Annotated in this window: 17 protein-coding genes and 1 pseudogene; 8 read left to right on the forward strand and 10 right to left on the reverse strand. The window is 68.1% G+C overall.

What is annotated here, in order from left to right; translation table 11 throughout:
- The first annotated feature begins 467 nt into the window (after positions 1–467).
- Complete coding sequence (locus AQ610_RS17160; protein ID WP_375371836.1) at positions 468–2510, forward strand: heavy metal translocating P-type ATPase; 2043 nt, start codon at positions 468–470, stop codon at positions 2508–2510.
- Positions 2407–3999: pseudogene (locus tag AQ610_RS17165) on the forward strand (copper-translocating P-type ATPase); the annotation flags it as partial. The gene AQ610_RS17160 and the pseudogene AQ610_RS17165, both read left to right, overlap by 104 nt.
- 55 nt (positions 4000–4054) lie before the next feature.
- On the opposite strand, the gene AQ610_RS17170 reads toward AQ610_RS17165, so the two are convergent.
- From AQ610_RS17170 to AQ610_RS36870, 9 genes are all read right to left on the reverse strand, one after another.
- Positions 4055–4255: a heavy-metal-associated domain-containing protein gene (locus AQ610_RS17170; RefSeq protein WP_006024274.1), complete on the reverse strand. Its 201-nt coding sequence runs from the start codon at positions 4253–4255 to the stop codon at positions 4055–4057.
- 186 nt (positions 4256–4441) lie between these two features.
- Positions 4442–5161, reverse strand: a complete 720-nt coding sequence (locus AQ610_RS17175) for a hypothetical protein (RefSeq protein ID WP_009911084.1) — start codon at positions 5159–5161, stop codon at positions 4442–4444.
- 79 nt (positions 5162–5240) lie between these two features.
- Entirely contained in the window at positions 5241–5744 is a 504-nt protein-coding gene (locus tag AQ610_RS17180) for a hypothetical protein (protein ID WP_006024272.1), read from the reverse strand.
- 243 nt (positions 5745–5987) lie between these two features.
- Positions 5988–7328, reverse strand: a complete 1341-nt coding sequence (gene argG, locus AQ610_RS17185; RefSeq protein WP_006024271.1) for an argininosuccinate synthase — start codon at positions 7326–7328, stop codon at positions 5988–5990.
- Between the two features lie 336 nt (positions 7329–7664).
- On the reverse strand, positions 7665–9026 hold the full coding sequence (gene gor / locus AQ610_RS17190) for a glutathione-disulfide reductase (RefSeq protein WP_006024270.1): 1362 nt from the start codon (positions 9024–9026) through the stop codon (positions 7665–7667).
- A 193-nt stretch (positions 9027–9219) separates the two neighbouring features.
- A complete protein-coding gene (locus AQ610_RS17195) occupies positions 9220–9447 on the reverse strand; it encodes a hypothetical protein (protein WP_043281934.1) in 228 nt (75 codons plus the stop codon).
- 353 nt (positions 9448–9800) lie between these two features.
- The gene (locus tag AQ610_RS17205) at positions 9801–9983 is read right to left on the reverse strand and encodes a hypothetical protein (RefSeq protein ID WP_006024267.1); all 183 of its coding nucleotides are present in this window, start codon (positions 9981–9983) and stop codon (positions 9801–9803) included.
- Positions 9984–10052: 69 nt separating this feature from the next.
- The gene (locus tag AQ610_RS17210; RefSeq protein WP_006024266.1) at positions 10053–11711 is read right to left on the reverse strand and encodes an NRAMP family divalent metal transporter; all 1659 of its coding nucleotides are present in this window, start codon (positions 11709–11711) and stop codon (positions 10053–10055) included.
- A 69-nt stretch (positions 11712–11780) separates the two neighbouring features.
- On the reverse strand, positions 11781–11921 hold the full coding sequence (locus tag AQ610_RS36870) for a hypothetical protein (RefSeq protein ID WP_006024265.1): 141 nt from the start codon (positions 11919–11921) through the stop codon (positions 11781–11783).
- A gap of 1070 nt (positions 11922–12991) precedes the next feature.
- Here AQ610_RS36870 and AQ610_RS17215 point away from each other — a divergent pair.
- From AQ610_RS17215 to AQ610_RS17240, 6 genes are all read left to right on the forward strand, one after another.
- Positions 12992–13261, forward strand: a complete 270-nt coding sequence (locus AQ610_RS17215; RefSeq protein ID WP_006024262.1) for a hypothetical protein — start codon at positions 12992–12994, stop codon at positions 13259–13261.
- Positions 13262–13359: 98 nt separating this feature from the next.
- On the forward strand, positions 13360–14826 hold the full coding sequence (locus AQ610_RS17220) for a carbohydrate porin (RefSeq protein WP_006024261.1): 1467 nt from the start codon (positions 13360–13362) through the stop codon (positions 14824–14826).
- 447 nt (positions 14827–15273) lie between these two features.
- A complete protein-coding gene (hpnI, locus tag AQ610_RS17225) occupies positions 15274–16521 on the forward strand; it encodes a bacteriohopanetetrol glucosamine biosynthesis glycosyltransferase HpnI (protein WP_006024258.1) in 1248 nt (415 codons plus the stop codon).
- Positions 16522–16612: 91 nt separating this feature from the next.
- The gene (locus AQ610_RS17230; RefSeq protein WP_197417878.1) at positions 16613–17593 is read left to right on the forward strand and encodes a lysylphosphatidylglycerol synthase domain-containing protein; all 981 of its coding nucleotides are present in this window, start codon (positions 16613–16615) and stop codon (positions 17591–17593) included.
- Positions 17594–17909: 316 nt separating this feature from the next.
- On the forward strand, positions 17910–18473 hold the full coding sequence (locus tag AQ610_RS17235) for a hypothetical protein (protein ID WP_006024256.1): 564 nt from the start codon (positions 17910–17912) through the stop codon (positions 18471–18473).
- A 59-nt stretch (positions 18474–18532) separates the two neighbouring features.
- Positions 18533–19354 (forward strand): hypothetical protein, encoded by an 822-nt coding sequence (locus tag AQ610_RS17240; protein WP_006024255.1) that lies wholly within the window; start codon positions 18533–18535, stop codon positions 19352–19354.
- A 73-nt stretch (positions 19355–19427) separates the two neighbouring features.
- On the opposite strand, the gene AQ610_RS17245 is transcribed toward AQ610_RS17240, so the two are convergent.
- Positions 19428–20561, reverse strand: a complete 1134-nt coding sequence (locus AQ610_RS17245) for a porin (protein WP_009911078.1) — start codon at positions 20559–20561, stop codon at positions 19428–19430.
- Between the last annotated feature and the right edge of the window lie 79 nt (positions 20562–20640).

The raw sequence follows: 20640 nt of genomic DNA on the forward strand, positions 1-20640 counted from the left end.
GCGGCCGAGCCTCAGCATGTGTCGGCCGGCGCGCATGCAACGGGGCTCGATTGAGGTAGGTCAACCCGCATCATCCAGCCGGCACTACAGTGAAACGATCATTCGCGTTCGATCCCGGTGCTCAGGCCCCCGAAATGAAAGCACTCAAGCGATTCGCGATTGCAACGGTCGCCACGCCGCTCGCAACGGGATTCGGGATTGCCCGCCCCACGCGGGCGTCGGTGGAGATGGAGGCTGCACGGCGCTTTGCGATCGGCGCGGCGCGCCGGCTCGGCGCAATCGCAACCGTCGTGTGGCTGCCTCGCCATCGATGCCGCACGCTCGGCTTCCTGCCGTACCCGTTGTTGCTCGCGCCCGCTCGCCCATCTTTTCATGCATCGCGGCCATCGGCATCGCAACGCTTCGGGAAGTGAAGCGCGCCGTTGCGGCAGACATCGACATCCATCGACGAGACAGGAGCGCTTGCCATGCACGACGCACATGTCCATCACGATCACGGCCACGACGCGGACGAACGGCGTGATCCGAGTCGCTCGCACGATGCGGGGGCGCCCGGCGAAACGGTGGTCGACCCGGTCTGCGGCATGACGGTGCCGCTCGACGCGAAACGTCGATACGACTATCGGGGCCGCACGTATCGCTTCTGCAGCGACCGGTGCCTGGCAGCATTTCGCGCATCGCCGCAGCAGTTCGTCGGGATGCCGAAGCAGCCGCCCGGCGAAGCCGCGGCGCAGCCGGGCACGATCTACACGTGCCCGATGCACCCGCAGATACGCGCAAACGCGCCGGGCGACTGCCCGATCTGCGGGATGGCGCTCGAGCCGCTCGCGCCGGGCGCGGCCGAAGAGAGGAACCCCGAGCTCGAATCGATGACACGGCGCTTCTGGGTCGGCCTCGCGCTGTCCGTGCCGCTCGTGCTGATGACGATGGGCGCGATGGCGCTGCCGTTCGATATCGGCGCAGGCATCGACGCGCTGCTCGCACGCTGGCCGCGGCCGTTCGGGACGGCGGCGTCGTGGCCGCAATGCGTGCAGGCCGCGCTCGCGACGCCTGTCGTGCTGTGGGGCGGCTGGCCGTTCTTCGTGCGCGGCTGGAAGTCGTTCGTCACGCGGCAGTTGAACATGTTCAGCCTGATCGCGCTCGGCGTCGCGGCGGCCTATCTGTTCAGCGTGTTCGCGCTGCTGTTCCCCGACGCGCTTCCGCAGGCGTTCCGCAACGGCCATGACATTCCGCTCTATTTCGAGGCATCGGCGGTGATCGTGACGCTCGTGCTGCTCGGCCAGGTGCTCGAACTGCGCGCGCGCGCACGCACGTCGAGCGCGATCCGCGGCCTGCTGCAGCTCACGCCGCACACGGCGGTGCGCGTGAAGTCCGACGGCTCGGAGGAGAGCGTCCCGCTTGAGGCGGTCGTCGTCGGCGATACGCTGCGCGTGAAACCCGGCTCGAAGGTGCCGGTCGACGGCATCGTCGTCGAAGGGCACTCGAGCGTCGACGAATCGATGATCACCGGCGAGCCGGTGCCCGCCGAGAAAACCGAGGGCAGCCCGGTGACGGGCGCGACCGTCAACCAGACGGGCACGTTCGTGATGCGCGCGGAAAGGATCGGCGCCGACACGCTGCTCGCGCGGATCGTGCAGATGGTCGCCGAAGCCGGACGCTCGCGCGCGCCGATCCAGAAGCTCGCCGATCAGGTGTCCGGCTGGTTCGTGCTCGCCGTCATCGCGCTCGCCGCGATCGCGTCCGTCGCATGGGCGGCGTTCGGTCCGGCCCCCGCGCTCGCGAACGCGCTCGTCGTCGCGATCAGCGTGCTCATCATCGCGTGCCCGTGCGCGCTCGGCCTCGCGACGCCCGTGTCGATCATCGTCGGCGTCGGCCGAGGCGCGCGCGAAGGCGTGCTCATCAAGGATGCCGAAGCATTGGAACTGATGGAGAAGGTCGATACCGTCGTCGTCGACAAGACCGGCACGCTGACGCAGGGGCGGCCGCGCGTGCAGACGGTCGTCGCGCTCGACCCGCGGCGCGAGCGCGCGCTGCTCGGCGATGCGGCGAGCCTCGAAGGCGTGAGCGAGCACCCGCTCGCGCAGGCGATCGTCGAGCATGCGACGCAGGCGGGCGCGGCGCGCAAACCGGTGGAATCCTTCGATTCGGTGCCCGGCAAGGGCGTGAAAGGCACGATCGACGAGCGCGCGGTCGCGCTCGCACGCGATCGGCCTCGCGATGACGGCGTCGAACGGTTCGATCGCGCGGCCGCCGTATGTTCGCGATCGGAACTTGCCGGCATGCGTCGCACCCGCGACCGCGCTCCGCCAGGCGTCCGCGCCATCGGGCCGACATCCGTCACCGCTCATGTCCTCGACGGCAGGCGGCGGCTGACGTACCTCGGCGCTCGCCAGGGCTCGAACTGCCGCGCGCGCACGCACGTCGAGCGCGATCCGCGGCCTGCTGCAGCTCACGCCGCACACGGCGGTGCGCGTGAAGTCCGACGGCTCGGAGGAGAGCGTCCCGCTTGAGGCGGTCGTCGTCGGCGATACGCTGCGCGTGAAACCCGGCTCGAAGGTGCCGGTCGACGGCATCGTCGTCGAAGGGCACTCGAGCGTCGACGAATCGATGATCACCGGCGAGCCGGTGCCCGCCGAGAAAACCGAGGGCAGCCCGGTGACGGGCGCGACCGTCAACCAGACGGGCACGTTCGTGATGCGCGCGGAAAGGATCGGCGCCGACACGCTGCTCGCGCGGATCGTGCAGATGGTCGCCGAAGCCGGACGCTCGCGCGCGCCGATCCAGAAGCTCGCCGATCAGGTGTCCGGCTGGTTCGTGCTCGCCGTCATCGCGCTCGCCGCGATCGCGTCCGTCGCATGGGCGGCGTTCGGTCCGGCCCCCGCGCTCGCGAACGCGCTCGTCGTCGCGATCAGCGTGCTCATCATCGCGTGCCCGTGCGCGCTCGGCCTCGCGACGCCCGTGTCGATCATCGTCGGCGTCGGCCGAGGCGCGCGCGAAGGCGTGCTCATCAAGGATGCCGAAGCATTGGAACTGATGGAGAAGGTCGATACCGTCGTCGTCGACAAGACCGGCACGCTGACGCAGGGGCGGCCGCGCGTGCAGACGGTCGTCGCGCTCGACCCGCGGCGCGAGCGCGCGCTGCTCGGCGATGCGGCGAGCCTCGAAGGCGTGAGCGAGCACCCGCTCGCGCAGGCGATCGTCGAGCATGCGACGCAGGCGGGCGCGGCGCGCAAACCGGTGGAATCCTTCGATTCGGTGCCCGGCAAGGGCGTGAAAGGCACGATCGACGAGCGCGCGGTCGCGCTCGGCAACGCGCATCTGATGGCGGACCTCGCGATCGACTGCACGGCTGTCGAAACGGATTCGAATCGCCTGCGCGAAGCCGGCCAGACCGTGATGTATGTCGCGATCGACGGAAGGCTTGCCGGCTATATCGGCGTCGCGGACCCGATCAAGGCGACGACGCCGGACGCGGTGCGGCTGCTCAAGGCGTCGGGCGCGCGCATCGTGATGCTGACGGGCGACAATCCCGTCACCGCGAACGCGGTCGCGAAGACGCTGTCGCTCGACGGCGTGAAGGCGGGCGTGCTGCCCGAGGACAAGTACCGGCACGTGCAGGCGCTGCAGCAGCAAGGGCATGTCGTCGCGATGGCGGGCGACGGCGTCAACGACGCACCGGCGCTCGCGCAGGCGAACGTCGGCATCGCGATGGGCACCGGCACCGACGTCGCGATGAACAGCGCCCGGATCGTGCTCGTGAAGGGCGATCTGCGCGGCATCGCACGCGCGCGCGCGCTCAGCGTCGCGACGATGAAGAACATCCGGCAGAACCTGTTCTTCGCATTCGTCTACAACGCAGTCGGCATTCCGGTCGCGGCGGGCGTGCTGTATCCGTGGTTCGGCATCACGCTGAGCCCGATCTTCGCGAGCGCCGCGATGGCGGCGAGCTCGGTTTCCGTCATCGGCAACGCGCTGCGGTTGCGTGCCGCGAAGACCTGAGCGGGCGGCGCGCGGGCGGCGGATCTGCTCGACGCTCGAACGCCGGCCGCGCCGCTCACGCGGCGACGACGGCCGGATGGAATCCCGCGGCTTCGATAATCTCGACCACGCGCTCGACGCCGAGCGCCGAGCCGACTTCGACCACCTTCGACGCGATGTCGACGGAAACGGCCGCCGACGCATCGACGGCCTTGATCGCCTGCGTGATCGCGTTCGCGCAGCCGCCGCACGACATGTCCTTCACTTCGAGCTTCATGTTGCTTCTCCAGGGGGATTTGGGGCGATCGAAGGATGAATCTTCCCACAGTGGGAAGGTCAAGCGCGGGCGGCCGGATCGGCTGCGCAGCCGGGGCCGGCGCGCCCGCTGCGATCGGCTCCGGCGACACGTTCGTCGCGGCCGTCGAATCGTCGAATCGTCGAATCGCCCCGCCCGGCTCGCGCGTCAGCGCTTCGCCGGCGCCCGGCAAAGCGCGAGATTGTGCAGGATCGCGTCGCCCGTCGGCTTGTAGTTGTCGGCGTCGCACGGCGGCAGGCCGAACGCCTCGCTATGATCCTGCTGCGCGCGATAGGCGAGCGTATCGGACAGCACGGCCACGCATTGCGCGCGATCGCCGCGGTGGTACTCCGTCAGCGCCAGATCGCTCTTCGCCCGGTCCAGCTCGATCCAGTCCATGAAGCCGCTGCATTCGGCCAGCAGCGATTTCAGCGTCGCGCGCGCGCCATCGTAGTCGTGCGCCGCGTATTGCTTGTGCGACCGCTCGGTGCGCACGCTCCGCGCGCGATCGGCGCACGCGGCGCTCGGGCGCCGATATTCACCGTCGAACGACGCGCGCATCCCGCAAAAATCCCGGCACGCGTCCGAGCCTGACGTATCCAGCCTGACGACGCCGTGCCCGCCGGACACCGCGATCCGGCATACGTTGTCGCCGTCGCGCGCGATGCCGACGCGCCCATCGAACGTGCCGCTCAGCGCGCAGGTATGGCAGTTGCCGCCGATCGTCTCGATGTCGAAGGCATTGCCCTTGACGGTCAGCACGCCGTGCGCGCTGCCGCCTTCGACGTACAGATAGCGGCCCGCGTCGACCGCCGGGCCGGCGGCGATCGCCGGCACGCTAGCCGAAAGGCCCGCTGAAAACACGGCCGCCGCGACCGCCGCCCGCATACGGATTCTCCAGTTCATTCGCGCCCCCTTCGTCGATGTGCGGTGCAACCCGCGCGCGCCGGTCACGACGCGCGCAACGTCATGCGGATTCGCCCGCGAGCAGCCGCAGCCGCCGCGCCTGCCGCGGCAGCACGATGTACATGCCGGCCGCGACGTTCAGCATCCAGCCGATCGCCTGACCGACGAGCGGATGGCCGGCATGGCGCAGCGGCATCGTCGCCACGCTGATCGGCAGCGCGGCCAGCGCGGCCCAGCCGGCCGTCGTCAGTCCGAGCGTCAGCGCCTGCCACAGCGACAGCCGGCCGGGCGCCGTCAGCGCGTGCGCGGCGAACCCGCCGCGCACCATGTATCCGGTGATCGGCAGGCAAACCGCGAGGCCAACGATGAAGGCGACGCCGGCGATCGCCGTCGCGTTGCCGCTCGGCAGCCGGCCGGCGACGGGATCGGTTCGCCATATCCACCATCCGACGATCGCGACGCCGGCGATCCATACCGGCGCGCTGGCGAGCGTCTGACGCCACATGCACGACCACCACACCGACAGGCGTCGGCCGAACGTCATCGGCGGCAGCATCTGGAACATATCAACCTCCATTCTTGTTATCGGTTCTGTGAACGCGACGAATGCGGCTTCGTTCGACGGTTGATGCGTGCGGACGGCGGGCGCGCTCGCCCCGGTCCGGCAGCGCGGACCGGCGAGCGGCCCGCGCTTTTGCGCGCTTTTGCGCGCTTTCGCGGCGCGCCGCCCGCGCGATTGCGGCGCGGGCGTCTTCTTGCTTCACGTCGGCCGGCCCGCGCTGCCGCGGCCGGGCCGGACGTCAGGACGTCATTTGCCGTTCTCGTCTTCCTTCAGCTTCGGCAGCGCCGACGATTCGCCCGGCGTCAGCAGGCCGACTTGCGAGTAGATGCGCAGCTTGTCGCGGGTGTCGGTGATGTCGAGGTTGCGCATCGTCAACTGGCCGATCCGGTCGCGCGGCGAGAACATCGACTCCACCTTCTCCATCGACAGGCGCTCCGGCTGGTACGTGAGGTTCGGCGAGCGCGTGCCGAGGATCGAATAGTCGTTGCCGCGGCGCAGCTCGACCGTCACCTCGCCCGTGACCGCGCGCGCGACCCAGCGCTGCGCGGTCTCGCGCAGCATGATCGCCTGCGGATCGAACCAGCGGCCCTGGTACAGCAGGCGGCCGAGACGGCGGCCGTTCTCGCGGTACTGCTCGATCGTGTCCTCGTTGTGGATGCCGGTGACGAGGCGCTCGTATGCGATGTAGAGGAGCGCGAGCCCCGGGGCTTCGTAGATGCCGCGGCTCTTCGCCTCGATGATCCGGTTCTCGATCTGGTCGCTCATGCCGAGGCCGTGGCGGCCGCCGATCCGGTTCGCCTCGAGCAGCAGCTCGACCGCATCCTTGTACTCGACGCCGTTCAGCGCGACCGGGCGGCCCTCTTCGAAGCGGATCGTCACTTCTTCCTTGTCGATCTTCACGTCGTCGCGCCAGAACGCGACGCCCATGATCGGATTGACGATCTTGATGCCGCTCTCGAGGCTCTCGAGATCCTTCGCCTCGTGCGTCGCGCCGAGCAGGTTCGAATCGGTCGAGTACGCCTTCTCGGCGGACATCTTGTACCCGAAGCCCGCCTGGTGCATGAATTCGGACATTTCCGCGCGGCCGCCGAGCTCGTCGATGAACTGCTGGTCGAGCCACGGCTTGTAGATCTTCAGGTCCGGATTGACGAGCAGGCCATAGCGGTAGAAGCGCTCGATGTCATTGCCCTTGTACGTGCTGCCGTCGCCCCAGATGTTGACGCCGTCCTCCTTCATCGCGGCGACGAGCATCGTGCCCGTCACGGCGCGGCCAATCGGGGTCGTATTGAAATACGTGACGCCCGCCGTCGAGATGTGAAACGCGCCGCACTGGAGCGCCGCGATCCCTTCGGCCACGAGCTGCGCGCGGCAATCGATCAGGCGCGCGCCTTCCGCGCCGTACTGGATCGCGCGCTTCGGGATCGCGTCGTAGTCGTCTTCGTCGGGCTGGCCGAGATTGGCCGTGTACGCGTAAGGAACGGCCCCCTTGATGCGCATCCAGTGCAGCGCGGCGCTCGTGTCGAGGCCGCCGGAGAACGCGATGCCGACCTTCTGGCCGGCCGGGAGATTTTCAAGAATCGTGGTCATGACGAAAACCGTTCAATCAGTTGGAAGGGGGAATTTCGCGGAATCCAAGAGTATCGACTGTGCCCGATTATGAGGCAAGTCTCGCGCGCGCCTGCGGCGGGCCGTAAATGGGGCTGTGGCGGCACGCGGCGCGGGTGGGCGGGCGATTGAATGGCGCAATGGCTCGGCGGTGCAACCGACCGGCCAGTCAGCGGGATCGGGCCGGACGATCGCGCTCGACGCACGCTTGCTGGCGCCCGGCCGGGCATTGCGGCAGCCTCGCCCGCCCGCATGCGGCGAGCGGCCACCGCCGGCCTGAAGGCGCCAGGCGCGCCCGCCGGGCCCCCATCGACGCAATCACGCGTCGTCCGGCTCCTTCTGCCGCATCGTGACGAACTCCTCGGCCGCGGTCGGGTGGATGCCGACCGTCTCGTCGAACTGCGCCTTCGTCGCGCCCGCCCGGATCGCGATCGCGATGCCCTGGATGATTTCCGCCGCATCGCGCCCGACCATGTGCGCGCCGACGACGCGCTGGCTGTCCCGCGCGACGACGAGCTTCATCAGCGTCTTCTCGTCGCGGCCGGACAGCGTATGCCGCAGCGCGCGAAACGATGTCCTGTAGATGTCGAGCGCGCCGAGCTCGGCGCGCGCATCCGCCTCGGTGAGGCCGACCGTCGCGATCTCCGGCTGGCTGAACACCGCGGAAGGGATGTAGCGATGATCGGCCGCGATCCGCTTGCCGTCGAACAGGTTCGCCGCGAGCAGCATGCCGTCGCGCGTCGCGACGGGCGTCAGTTGCGGGCGCGCGGTGACGTCGCCGATCGCGTGGATCGACGGCACCGTCGTCGTCGAATACGCGTCGACCTCGATCGCGCCGCTCGCGTCGCGCGCGACGCCGACCGCCTCGAGCCCGAGCCCGTCGGCATTCGCGACGCGCCCCGTTGCGTACAGCACCGCGTCATACGGGCCGTGCGCGCCCTGCGCGAGCCTGAGCGTCAGCGCGCCGTCGGCGCCGCGCTCGATCGCCTCGATCGCCGCGCGCGTATGGATGGCGACGCCCTGCTTCGTCATCTCGCCGTGCAGCGCGCGCCGCACGTCGTCGTCGAAGCCGCGCAGGATCTGCTCGCCGCGATAGAACAGGTCGACGTCGACGCCGAGCCCGTTGAAGATGCCGGCGAACTCGACCGCGATGTAGCCGCCGCCGACGATCGCGATCCGCCCGGGCAGCTCGGGCAGGCTGAGCGCCTCGCGCGACGTGATCGCGTGCCCGATGCCGGGAATCGGCGGCAGCACCGGCCGAGAGCCGGTCGCGACGCCGATGTGCCGCGCGGTGACGCGCCGGCCCGCGACATCGACCGTATGCGCGTCGACGAGCGTCGCGCGCCCCGCGTGGATCTCGACGCCCGACTTGTTCAGCAGATCGACGTAGATGCCGCTCAGGCGCGCGATCTCGCGATCCTTCGCCTCGATGAGCGCCGGCCACGAGAAGAGGCCGATGTCGAAGGTCCAGCCGAAGCCCGCGGCATCCTCGACGTCGTGGCTGTAGTGCGCGGCATAGACGAGCAGTTTCTTCGGAATGCAGCCGCGCAGCACGCAGGTGCCGCCGATCCGTTCTTCCTCGGCGATGCCGACGCGCGCGCCGCAGGACGCCGCGACCCGGCTCAGGCGCACGCCGCCCGAGCCCGCGCCGATGACAAAGAGATCGTAGTCGAATTCCATAGCGCCGCCTGATCGAAGCCTCGATGACCGGACGATAGCAAGTTTCCGAATTTCTTGCGGCGCGGTGTGCGCGTACTGTCATACGGCGCAATCATCTGTGGATTCTTCCGCGCGCCGCCCAGAAAAAAGCGGAGGGCAATGCCCTCCGCTTCATCGGGTGCCGTGCGCGACGCGAATTCGTCGCGCCGACGCGTCACGCCTGCGATGCGTCGCCGTCCTGCGGCGCGGCCGTGTTGTCGCCGTCGGCCGCCTCGTCGTCCTTCTTTTTCTCGACGAGATTCTCGAGCGCCTCGGCGCCCTTGAAGCCCGCGACCGCGGCCGCGGCCTTCGTCAGCAGACCAGCGTCCGGATCGACCCTCTCCGCTGCCTCGACGGCCGCCACTGCGCCCGCAATCTCACCTACCGTATTCAGGATTCCCATCGCAATCACCGTTTGGGTTGAACGTGAGCGAGCATGATTGCACGGACATTCATGCAGCGCCGCGTTTGTCACATTCGGTAGCACCGGTTACTTCGGCGCGACCGCTCACGAGCCGGCGCGCAAGACGCCGGCGAATGCGCGCGCCGGCGCACGACAGCGAACCGGAACGCATGCGCGGCGCACGATCGGCGACGATCGCGCTTCGATGCCGCGCGCGAAGCAGCTTAGCTCACTGCCGCCCGCGCAACTGTCAAACTATGTCGAATAATTTTCAGGCGGCTTTCATTCGAAGGATTCCTTGGTTTTTCCGCATGCACCGCAGCGCGCGACGCGCATCGCGCGCGCGTTTGCGTTCATTCGCTCGCACCCGATGCAGGCGCGGCCGCCGCGACGCTCGCCGACGCGCCCGACGCGCCCGCCGCCGCGACGGCCACATCGTTGGTCTTGCTGCTCACTTCGTCGTCGTCCGTCCTCGTGCACGCGGCAAGCACCAACACCGCCGTCATCATCGATGCAGCCCATGCGTAACGCTTCATCCTGTCGCTCCCATCGGAACCGAATCGTCGGAAAACGGCCGCTGCGCGCCGAACGGCCGCACGCACCGGCTACCTGAAAAACGCCATCTGCACGACCTTCACGATCACGAGCCCGACCGCGAGCACCAGATAGCCGCGCAGCACGCCCATCCAGATGCGCGTCGACAGCGTGATCCGCGGCGCCGGCAGCGCGTCGAGCGGCGGCATCCGCCACGTGTCGCGGCCGCTGCGGTCGATGCCCGCGCCGGCCGCGACGTTCGCGCCGCCGACGCGCTTGCGCACCACGAGCGTCGCCGCGAGCCCGACCACCGCGAGCAGCGTGCCGCCCGCGAGCACCTCGAGCATCGTCTCGCCGCTCATGTCCGGATACATCACGGAAGCCGTCAGGATAATCGACAACATCACGAGCACCCAGATCACCGCGCCCGTGAACAGATTCAATTTCGTCGAGTTGACCCACGGGCCAAGCACGGCCCGGTCATTGCACAGCAGCAGCAGGAACACCGTCGCGCTCGGCAGCAGCACGCCCGCGAGCGTCTGCACCGCTTCCGTCAGCAGGCCGAGCGGGCTGCCCGGCATCAGCACGAGCGCGGCCGCCGCGGCGACGATCCCGAAGTAGACGAGATAGAAGCCCTTCGCATCCGACACGCCGCGATGCAGCGAGTGATGGATCTTGAACACGTCGCCGATCGCGTACGCGGTCGCAAGCGACACGGCCGCCGCGCCGATGATGCACGCGTCGAGCAGCGCGATCGCGAAGAGCGTCGCGCTCGTGCGGCCCGCGTACTTCGCAAGGCCGGCGATCACGCCGCCCGCGTCGGTGAAGCCGCCCGCCTCCGGGCGGCCCGCGTAGAGCGCCGCGCAGAACGAGATCATCGCGATCGCGCCGATCATCACGAACACGATGCCGATCCACAGATCCGCCTTCTCGTACTTCATGAAGCGCGGCGTGATCCGCTTGTCGATCACGTAGCTCTGCTGAAAGAACAACTGCCACGGCGCGACCGTCGTGCCGACGATGCCGATCACGAGCAGCATCACGTCGGAGAGCTTCGCGTGCGCGGGCCAGGCCGGCACGAACAGGTCCCGCGTCATCTGATGCACGGGCGGATGGATCGACACGAGCACCGGCACGAGCAGCAAGCTCAGCACGCACAGCACCACCGCGAAGCGCTCGAAGCGGCGGAAGTCGCCCGTGCTGACGGCCGCCATCGTGAGCGCCGCCGCGATGCACACGCCCGCGACCTTCGACACGCCGAAGAAATCGAGCACGAACGTGATGCCGATGAACTCGGTGACGATCGTCAGCGCGTTCAGGATGAAGAGGTCGATCACGCTGAACGCGCCCCAGAACTTGCCGAAGCGCTCGAAGATGAGGCGCGCGTGGCCGACGCCCGTCACGGCGCCGAGGCGCAGCACCATCTCCTGGTTCACGAACAGCACGGGCACGAGCAGCAGCAGCGTCCACAGCAGCGACGTGCCGTAGTTCTGCCCCGCCTGCGTATAGGTGCCGAACGCACCGGCGTCGTTGTCGCCGACCATCACGATGAGACCCGGCCCGAGGATCGCGAGCAGCGTGCGCACGCGCGCCCACCAGCCGCTGCGCGGCGCCGTGTCGTGGTGCGCGATCGTGCCGAACGCGCCCTTGATGTCGCCCAGGTGCGCCTGATCGAGGACCGCGCTGCGCTCGAGCGCGATGGGCGGCGAGATATCGGTTGGCGTGGACATGTGTTTTCTCCCTATGCGTATGGTTGTCGTCGAAGCGCCGCATCGGCATGCGTAAGCGCGCCGCTGGTCTCAGGAAATCAGGGTTTTCAGGCGCCGCCAGAACGAGGCGAATGCCGGCTTGCCGGCGGCTTCGAGCGACAGCATCGCGTCGTAGTGGACGCGCGATTCGGCGACGTGCGGCAGTTGCGACAGAAGCAGACCGAATTGCATGATGATTCTCCGGGCGCGGGTTCTCGCGCATGGCGGGAAGCCGCGTGCCCGAACGTCATGCGCGCGATGCGCTTATCGATCGAGCCCTACGCGCTTCCCTTGATGATCGAAATCGAAAAGATCCAGGGTGCGGCATATGGGATGACTGTCACTGTCCGGCATGTCGGCTCCTTGTCTGAAGGTTGGCTCACTGCGAGCACGCATGCACGACGAACGCGCACGCGAACACACACGCTCGACGCCGCCGTCATGCCAAGCATGCGGCAGCGCCAAGCGAACGCGCGCCGCGAACCGGCGTTCGCGGCGAGTGCCGGATGGGCGCGCGAAAACGCGGCGCTCATGCGGCGCGAATCAAGGGTGCACGGGGAAGCGGTACTGCGAACTGCGACGCGCACCGTCTGCCTGATCGGCTGGACGGCGGCGAATGAATGGGCGCGGACGTCTTGCCGTTCAGGCGGAGAAACTGCTCGAAAGTCGACTACTGCAAGTGTCCAAGGCGGATGCCCCATTTGTGGAGATGGCGGGATTCTAGGTAGGCGGCGAACCTAAAGTCAATGACGTTCGTCGGCTTCGCGAAAAAAAATTTCCGCGCTTGCGGCACTGTAAGTTTTTACGCGATGAAACCGTGCCCGTTGCTTTCAATCGCCGAGGGACGGAGCCGGATCGAAAGCCGGAACGCGCACCGTGCGGCGCTTGCCGCGCGCACGCGCCGATTTCGCCGGATGTTGACCGATCCGGCATCTTTATTCGTTTTTTTCTTGCGCGCCCACGTACGGCACGCATACAATCCGCCGCGGTTCATCACAGAAGGAGAGTCCCTCGTGGACACGTCCCCCAGTAGTTGCAGTCCGACGCCGGTCGAAGCCGGCAATGCAATCGCGCGCTAGCCGCCTGGTCCTCCTTCGCCGCTAGCTCGCATTGGTCGAGTTAGCGCGCTTCATCGCCGGCGGCCTCCGTCCGCACGCACGCAGCACGCTTCCTCTGTTTAGGTCTCGTCGCAAGCCCCCCTCCGGCGCGCAAGCGATGTGTTACGTCGTCCGGCGCAAGCCGGAGCGGACGGGAGCGAAGTCATGCTTGTTCAGTTTTTCAAGGCTAAGCTCGGGCGCTACGCCCATTTCGCGAGCCGCCGGATCGTCATATCGTCGATCTCGCCGCTCGCGCATGCGGCGAACGCATCGAGCAACGGCGCGCTGCCAGGCGCGGGGCTGATCGTCCGGCCAATCAGTTGCGCGATCGTCGGCGCCATCGCGGGGGCTGTCGCGATCGTCGCGCTGCTGTCCGCCTCGGGCGGCCGCGCCGGCCTGAATCAGGCGATGCGCGTTAGCTGGTGGTTCTCCTGAGCACCCGGCAAGCCCGACGGTCAGCCGTGCCCGGCGGGCAACCTCAAGCGGCGAGCGGGCGAGGATATCGCCCGCATTCATCCAGGCAACGATTCGTCATGAAGAAAACCATCCGTCACATGCTCGTCAAATCCGGCATCGTTTCCGGCCTGCCGTTGCTGCTGTCGCTCGGCGTCTCGCACCCCGCGCTCGCGCAAGCCGCGGCCGCGGACGGCGCGCAGACGCCATCCGCCGCGCAGGCCGCCGATGCCGCCGCCACGCCCGCCCCCACCGGCTTCTGGGAACGCTCGAACCTGTTCGGCGACATGGGCGGCCTGCGCAGCAAGCTCGGCGATCACGGGATCACGCTGAATCTGCAGGAAACGAGCGAGTACCTGCGCAACCTGTCGGGCGGCACGAGCCGCGGCGGCGCATACGACGGTCTCACGCAATTCGGCTTCAGCGTCGACACCGAAAAAGCGATCGGGCTGCCCGGCGGCACGTTCAACGTGTCGGGTCTGCAGATTCACGGCACGAGCCTCACGTCGCGCAACCTGCAGTTGCTGCAGACGGCGAGCGGCATCGAGGCCGAAGGGACGACGCGCTTGTGGGAGCTGTGGTATCAGCAGTCGTTCGCGAACGGCCGCGCCGACGTGAAGATCGGCCAGCAAAGCCTCGACCAGGAATTCATGGTGAGCCAGTACGCGAGCACGTTCATCAACGCGACGTTCGGCTGGCCCGTGCTGCCCGCCGTCGACATGCCGGCGGGCGGCCCCGCGTATCCGCTGTCGTCGCTCGGCGTGCGGCTGCGCGCGAAGCCATCCGACGCGTGGACGGTGATGGCGGGCGTGTTCGACGGCAATCCGGCGGGCGGCGTGGGCGACGCGCAACAGCTCAATCGGCACGGCACGAATTTCAACCTGCGCAACGGCGCGCTCTTCATCGGCGAGCTCCAGTACGCGCTCAACGCACCGCCCGCCGATCCGAAGGCGCCGCAGCCGGCGGGCCTGCCGGGCCTGTACAAGCTCGGCGTCTGGTACAACTCCGAGCGCTTCGCCGATCCGCGCTACGACACGAACGGCGTGCCCCTCGCCGATCCGGCAAGCAACGGCATCGCGGCGACGCATCGCGGCAACTACGGCTTCTACGCGGTCGCGGACCAGATGGTGTGGCGGCCGAGCGCGGACAGCCCGCGCTCGCTGAACGTGTTCGCGCGCGTGATGGGCGCGCCCGGCGATCGCAACGCGGTCGATTTCACGCTGAACGCGGGCGTCACGCTGAAGGCGCCGTTCGCCGGACGCGACAACGACACGGCGGGGCTCGCCGTCAGCTACGCGAAAATCGGCTCGCACGCGCGCGGCGCCGACGGCGACGCCGGCGTGTTCCAGACGCCCGGCTATCCGGTGCGCCGCGCGGAAACGCTGATCGAGGCGACTTATCAGTATCAGGTGACGCCGTGGTGGCAGTTGCAGGCGGACTTCCAGTACGCATTCCGGCCGGGCGGCGGCATCCCGAACCCGAACGAGCCGGGCTCGCGCATCGGCAACGAGGCGATCGTCGGCGTGCGCACGACGATCACGTTCTGATCCGCTTCGCTTGCCACGCCCGGCACACCTTTCGCGCGTTTCATTCTTCCGCCGCGCGCGTGTCGCTCACGACGGCACCGCGCCTGCGCGCATCGCCCGCGCGCCGTCAAATCGCCGGGAGCCTGTTCACGCCAGGAACGGGCGCTAAACCGATTTGTCACCATAGTGCCATCAGAAAGTCGGCTCCGTGCATTACCGTGATTCATTCGGCCGCACACCAACGCCGCTTCGCGTAGTAACTTAAGCGTTGCGGCGCGCGACCGGACACGGCATGCCGGACCGGTCGCGCGCCGCGCGCGAGCGCCGGCCCGGCGCCTCCCGACGAGAGTCGCATTCACGCGGAGCCATCAGCTTGTTCTGTCTCGATCTCGCCGCACGCCGCCACGCTCGCACGACCGATCGCGCGGCAGCCGTTCATCCGCGCCGCCGCACGCCGAAGGCCGCGCGATGAAAGCGCTCGCGTGGCTCGCCGGCACCGTCTGCGCGCTGCTCGCGGCCGAGCTGGTCTCGTTCGGCGACATCGGCCGCTTCGTCGCGCTGCTCGCCGACTTGCTCGCCGCGCTGTGCGCGATCGCGGCCGCATTCGGCTGCGCGTACACACTCGTCGCGGCCGCGCTCACGCACCGCTTCTTCGCGCGTGCGCCGCGCGAGCCGCGCGAGTGCCCGCCGGTGACGATCGTCAAGCCGCTGCACGGCACCGAGCGAACGCTGTTCGCGAATCTCGCGAGCTTTTGCGAGCAGCGCTACGACGGCCCGATCCAGTTCCTGTTCGGCGTGCACGATCGCGACGATCCCGCGCTGCGCGCCGTCGATGCATTGCGCGACGCGTTTCCCGGCGCGCACGTGACGATCGTCGCCGACGCCCGCCTGTACGGCCCGAACCGCAAGATCGCGAACCTCGTCAACATGCTGCCCGCCGCCGTGCACGACGTGCTGATCTTCGCGGACAGCGACGTGAGCGTCGGCCCCGACTACGTGCGGCACATCGTCGGCGAGCTCGGCGAACTGGACGTCGGGCTCGTCACCTGCGTCTATCGCGGTCGCCCGGACCCAGGTTTCTGGCCGCGCGTCGAGGCGCTCGTCACCAATCATCAGTTCCTGCCGGGCGTCGTGACGGGCCTCGCGCTGAAGCTCGCGCGACCATGCTTCGGCCAGACGATCGCGATGCGCCGCGCGATGCTCGACGCGATCGGCGGCCTCGCGCAGTTCGCGCATCATCTCGCCGAGGATCACGCGATCGGCGAAGCCGTGCGCGCGCGCGGCGCGCGCGTCGTCGTGCCGCCGTTCGCGGTCGAGCACGGCTGCGTCGAGACGCGCGTCGCGCAGCTCGCCGAGCATGAATTGCGCTGGAGCCGCACGATCCGCGCGGTCGATCCGCTCGGCCACCTCGGCTCGCTGCTCACGCATCCGCTCGCGCTCACGCTGCTCGCCGGCGTGCTGTCGAGCGGCGCTGCGTGGGCGTGGCCGCTCGTGCCCGTCTCGCTCGCCGCGCGCGTCGCCGCGAAGTGCATCGTCGATCGCGCGACGCTGCGGCCGGTGCGCGATCTGTGGCTGCTGCCGCTCGCGGACCTGATCGCATTCGGCATCTTCGTCGCGAGCTTCTCGTCGTCGCGCGTGATCTGGCGCGGCTTCAGCTTCGACGTCGACCGCGACGGCCGCCTGTGCCCCGCGCCGGAAAAACGCCCGAATGCCTGATCGGCGTCACGCATCGAACACGTTTTTCTTCGTCATGCCAAACGAACTTACGCAATCACGAAGCAATGCGCGCGACGCGCGCAACCGACGATTGATGCAGCATGCGGGGCGCATTGCAGCGCTCGCGGGGCTCGCGGTCTCGCTCTGGCTCGTCGCGCGCGACAATCCGCGCGCGGTGCTGGATCTGCTGCGCGCGGCGGGGATCGGCCTCGTCTTCGCCGCCGCGTCACATCTGCTGCCGATGCTCGCGAACGCGAAGGACTGGCAAACGCTGATCGCGCCACCGGATCGGCCGAGCCTGCGCGCGATGCTGCGACTCGTGTGGATTCGCGAATCGGTCAACGGGCTGCTGCCCGTTGCGCGCATCGGCGGCGAGTTCGCATCGTTCCGCTTGTTGCGCGCGCATGGCCTGACGGCACCCGCCACGGTCGCGAGCCTCGTGTCGGACATGCAGCTCACGCTGATCAGCCAGGCACTTTTCGCGCTCGCGGGCGTCGGCTATCTGCTCGTGCACGCGACGTCGGACACCGCGCGCGTCGCCGGCATGTTCGCGTGGGGGCTCGCCGCGCTCGCGCCGCTCCTGATCCTGTTCGCGCTCGTTCAGCACGCGAAGCCGTTCGAGCGCGCGATGCATGCGCTCAATCGCGTCGCGGGCGGTCAGCTCGCATCGCTCGTCGAACGCTCCGCGCAGATCGACGAAGCGCTGAAGGCCGTCTGGCGGCGGCGCGGCACCGTCGTGCGCTATCTGTTCTTCTGGCAGCCGCTGCAACACCTCGCGACATCGCTCGAAATCTGGCTCGCGCTGCATTTTCTCGGCGCGCCCGTTTCGATCGTCGACGCGCTCGTGATCGAAGCGCTGATCCAGGCGCTCAGCAGCGTCGCGTTCTTCGTGCCGGGCGGGCTCGGCGTGCAGGAAGGCGGCTTCGTGCTGATTGGCGGCGCGCTCGGGCTCGACCCGGCGACGTCGCTCGGGCTCGCGGGCGCGCGACGCATCCGCGATCTGCTGATCTTCGTGCCCGGCCTGTTCGCGTGGCAGCACGCGGAAAGCACGGTCGCGGCGAACAGTTCGTGAGCGATCGGCGCACTGCGTCGTGATTCGTGCGATTCGCGCGGTTCGCGCGGTTCGCCGTCACGCCATTTTCAATTTCCACCGGCATGATCGGATCGGGCCGGACGGCTCGTCACGCGGCGCAATAATCGAAGCAATTGACGCCGCACTCGAACCGCCACGACGCGAGGCCCTCGCTCACGATACGGTAACGCTTCCCCGTTGCGATGATTTCTTGTAACGTTTGCAAGCCGTTGGTGGAGACGAGAACTGCGGAATCGCGACGGGAAACCGGCTGCGGTCCGCAACGAATACAAAAGACACAACAAAAGGAGAGGGCATGCGATGGCAATACCCTGTTGCGGCCGCGCTCGCGATCGCCGCATTCGTGTGGGCCTGCGCGCGAATCGTGTCGACCGATGCGGCGCCCGCCGCCACGCCGGCCGAGCAAACAAAATCACCCGCGCCCGCAGCGCTCGCGAGCGCATTCGCCGTCGCATCGGCGGCGGCGCCGCACGGCGCGCCGCCACCGCTACCCCCTCGCGTCATCGAATACATCGCGCATGAATACGCGGATTCGGCCGTCACGCGCGAAGCGCTCACGCAGATCGCATACGGCTGGAGCCAGGCGGTCAACGACGTCCACGATCCGGGCGACGCCAAGACGGCCGGCGACGCGATCGCGAAAGGCATCGCATGCGCGCTGAGCGCGCGCGTGCTCGCGAAGGCGGGCGTCGACCAGCAGACGATGCTCGACCGGATCAAGAGCACGCGCGCGATCATGCTCGACACCGAAGCCGACACGCTCGCGTACATCCGCTTCCAGTCGCTCGCGGGCGGCCAGTTCTTCGACGATCCCGGCCCCGCATCGTGCGGCTTCAACCCGACGTCCATGCCGAATTGAGTTCACCGACGCCGTAGCGCTTCAACCACCATCCGAGGGGACTTTCGATGAAAAAGTTAGTGACGCTGACGATTGCCGGCGCGCTCGTCGCGCTGCCCTGTTCTATGCACCTGAACGCCGCGCATGCGGCGACGGTCACGCCGGCCGCAGCGGCCTCGCCCGGCTCCGCGATCGTGTTCGTCAACGGCATCAACAATACGTTCGACGATGCGGTCGCGAGCCTGCAAGTGCTGAAGAACCAGTTGAACGCGCGCGACGCGAACAACGCATACGTGTACGGCAACGCATATAACGCGACGCAAGGCACGTTCAGCGACCTGTGGCAGGTGTTCAAGCAGAAATCGGTCGAAGGCGCGAGCCCGGCGGACTTCTGGCGCGCGATCGACGGCGGCGCGATTCCCGCGGGCGGCATGGACGCGGCACTGCAACAGAAATACATCGACATCCTGACGAAGAGCGAGACTCCCGAGCTGCCCGATCACCTGAACCAGTACCGCACGTATCTGCAGCAGAACCGCAAGGTCGTGCTCGTCGGCCACTCGCAGGGCACGCTGTACGCGAACTTCGAGATGAATCTGCTGATCACGGGACCGGAGCGCGCACAAGGCAAGATCAGCTCGGTGAACGTCGGCAACGCGGCGCGCTATCTGCTGCCGGGCTCGAGCTATCTGACGTCGTCGTCGGACACGGTGATCGGCAGCCTCGGCCTCGTGCAGACGGTGATGCCGTCGAACTTCTCGCTCGGCCTGCATCTGCTCACCGATCCGCTCGGCCATTCGTTCACGAAGATCTACCTGAACCCGTCGTTCGCGGCGGCCGGGCAGATCCTCACGCAAGTGTCGCAGCAGGCGAACAGCGCGACGAAGGCTGCCATGCGCTGAGGCAGCGCTGCCGCCACGAGAAAGGCCCGCTTTTGCGCGGGCCTTCCACGGACGCCGAGCGACGCCGAAACGCTCAGAAGATGTTGCGCAGACCGATCGCGACGCCCGTCTGGTTGCTGCGGCCCGGCATCTCGACCGTCGCCGCGCCGTTCACCTTGTTGAAATCGACGGTGCCGTAGATCTCGGTGCGCTTCGACAGCGCATATTCGACGAGGCCGACGACCGTATAGCGATTGCCGCTGTCGAGCTGGCCGTTCGCGATCGTCGCGTTGCGCATCCGGTCGTAGTAGAACGCGCCCGTCAGCGTGAGCGCGGGCGTCGCCTGCCAGCTCACGCCGGCGAACGGACCGTCGTCGATCCGGCCGGTGCGCTTCGGCGCGCCGTTCGTGAAGAGGCCGGGCTGCTGCGCGAGCACTGTGTCGACGAAGCCGGTGTCGTCCTTCGAATGCAGGTAGCCCGCGTAGATCTTCGCCTTGCTGAACGCGTAGACGACGTTCGCGTGATAGATCGTCTGCTTGCGGTTCGAGTTGTCGCTGTTCTGCTGCACGCCCGCCGCGACGCTGACCGGCCCGGCGACGTACGACAGCGAGAAGCCGTACATGTTGCCCGCGCCCATGTGGCCCGGAAGCTGGCCGGAAAAGCCGCCCGCGCCCGTCGACGTCGAGTCGGTGCCGAACGAGTACATCGCGCCGATCGTCAGGCCGCCGAACGTGCCGCGATACTTGACCGAGTTGTCCGCGTACAGGCCCGCGCCGAGCGCGACGGGCAGCCACGCGTTTTCCAGATAGTTGCCGACCGTCAGCGGATCGTACGTGTCGCTCAGCAGATCGAACAGCACCGTCTTCTGGCGGCCGAGCGTCACGGTGCCGTACTGGCTCGTCAGGCCGACGTATGCGGCGCGATTGAAGATGCGCTTGCTGTCCGAGAACGAGCCGTCCTGCAGATTGACGCCGCTCTCGAGATTGAAGACCGCCTTCAGGCCGCCGCCCAGGTCTTCGCTGCCGTGCAGGCCGATGCGGCTATTGGTGATCGCGCCGTTCGTCATGAAAAAGCGGCCGTCGTTCTGCGCATTCGAGTTGCTCAGGTAACGCAGGCTCACGTCCGCGACGCCCCAGAGCGTCACCGAGCTTTGCGCCATCGCCTGCTGGCCTGCGATCGCCAGCATTGCTCCTCCTACCAGTCCCGCGATCTTGGTGGTTTGCTTCATGAGCTTTCCTTTGTGAATTGTCTCCGTCTCTTCTCCGGCCGTGGCCGCGGCCGCGGCCGGCTCGCCGCGCGCGGCGAGC

This window comes from Burkholderia humptydooensis, from assembly GCF_001513745.1.
In the GTDB taxonomy this organism is placed as follows: domain Bacteria; phylum Pseudomonadota; class Gammaproteobacteria; order Burkholderiales; family Burkholderiaceae; genus Burkholderia; species Burkholderia humptydooensis.

Bases quoted from the DNA above. Each gene is read 5' to 3' on its own strand.
- AQ610_RS17210 (WP_006024266.1), bottom strand. From the start codon at position 11,711: ATGTCCACGCCAACCGATATCTCGCCGCCCATCGCGCTCGAGCGCAGC.
- AQ610_RS17220 (WP_006024261.1), top strand. From the start codon at position 13,360: ATGAAGAAAACCATCCGTCACATGCTCGTCAAATCCGGCATCGTTTCC.
- AQ610_RS17215 (WP_006024262.1), top strand. From the start codon at position 12,992: ATGCTTGTTCAGTTTTTCAAGGCTAAGCTCGGGCGCTACGCCCATTTC.
- AQ610_RS17170 (WP_006024274.1), bottom strand. From the start codon at position 4,255: ATGAAGCTCGAAGTGAAGGACATGTCGTGCGGCGGCTGCGCGAACGCG.
- AQ610_RS17175 (WP_009911084.1), bottom strand. From the start codon at position 5,161: ATGCGGGCGGCGGTCGCGGCGGCCGTGTTTTCAGCGGGCCTTTCGGCT.
- AQ610_RS17245 (WP_009911078.1), bottom strand. From the start codon at position 20,561: ATGAAGCAAACCACCAAGATCGCGGGACTGGTAGGAGGAGCAATGCTG.
- hpnI (WP_006024258.1), top strand. From the start codon at position 15,274: ATGAAAGCGCTCGCGTGGCTCGCCGGCACCGTCTGCGCGCTGCTCGCG.
- AQ610_RS36870 (WP_006024265.1), bottom strand. From the start codon at position 11,921: ATGCAATTCGGTCTGCTTCTGTCGCAACTGCCGCACGTCGCCGAATCG.
- AQ610_RS17180 (WP_006024272.1), bottom strand. From the start codon at position 5,744: ATGTTCCAGATGCTGCCGCCGATGACGTTCGGCCGACGCCTGTCGGTG.
- AQ610_RS17160 (WP_375371836.1), top strand. From the start codon at position 468: ATGCACGACGCACATGTCCATCACGATCACGGCCACGACGCGGACGAA.
- argG (WP_006024271.1), bottom strand. From the start codon at position 7,328: ATGACCACGATTCTTGAAAATCTCCCGGCCGGCCAGAAGGTCGGCATC.
- AQ610_RS17235 (WP_006024256.1), top strand. From the start codon at position 17,910: ATGCGATGGCAATACCCTGTTGCGGCCGCGCTCGCGATCGCCGCATTC.
- AQ610_RS17195 (WP_043281934.1), bottom strand. From the start codon at position 9,447: ATGGGAATCCTGAATACGGTAGGTGAGATTGCGGGCGCAGTGGCGGCC.
- AQ610_RS17205 (WP_006024267.1), bottom strand. From the start codon at position 9,983: ATGAAGCGTTACGCATGGGCTGCATCGATGATGACGGCGGTGTTGGTG.
- gor (WP_006024270.1), bottom strand. From the start codon at position 9,026: ATGGAATTCGACTACGATCTCTTTGTCATCGGCGCGGGCTCGGGCGGC.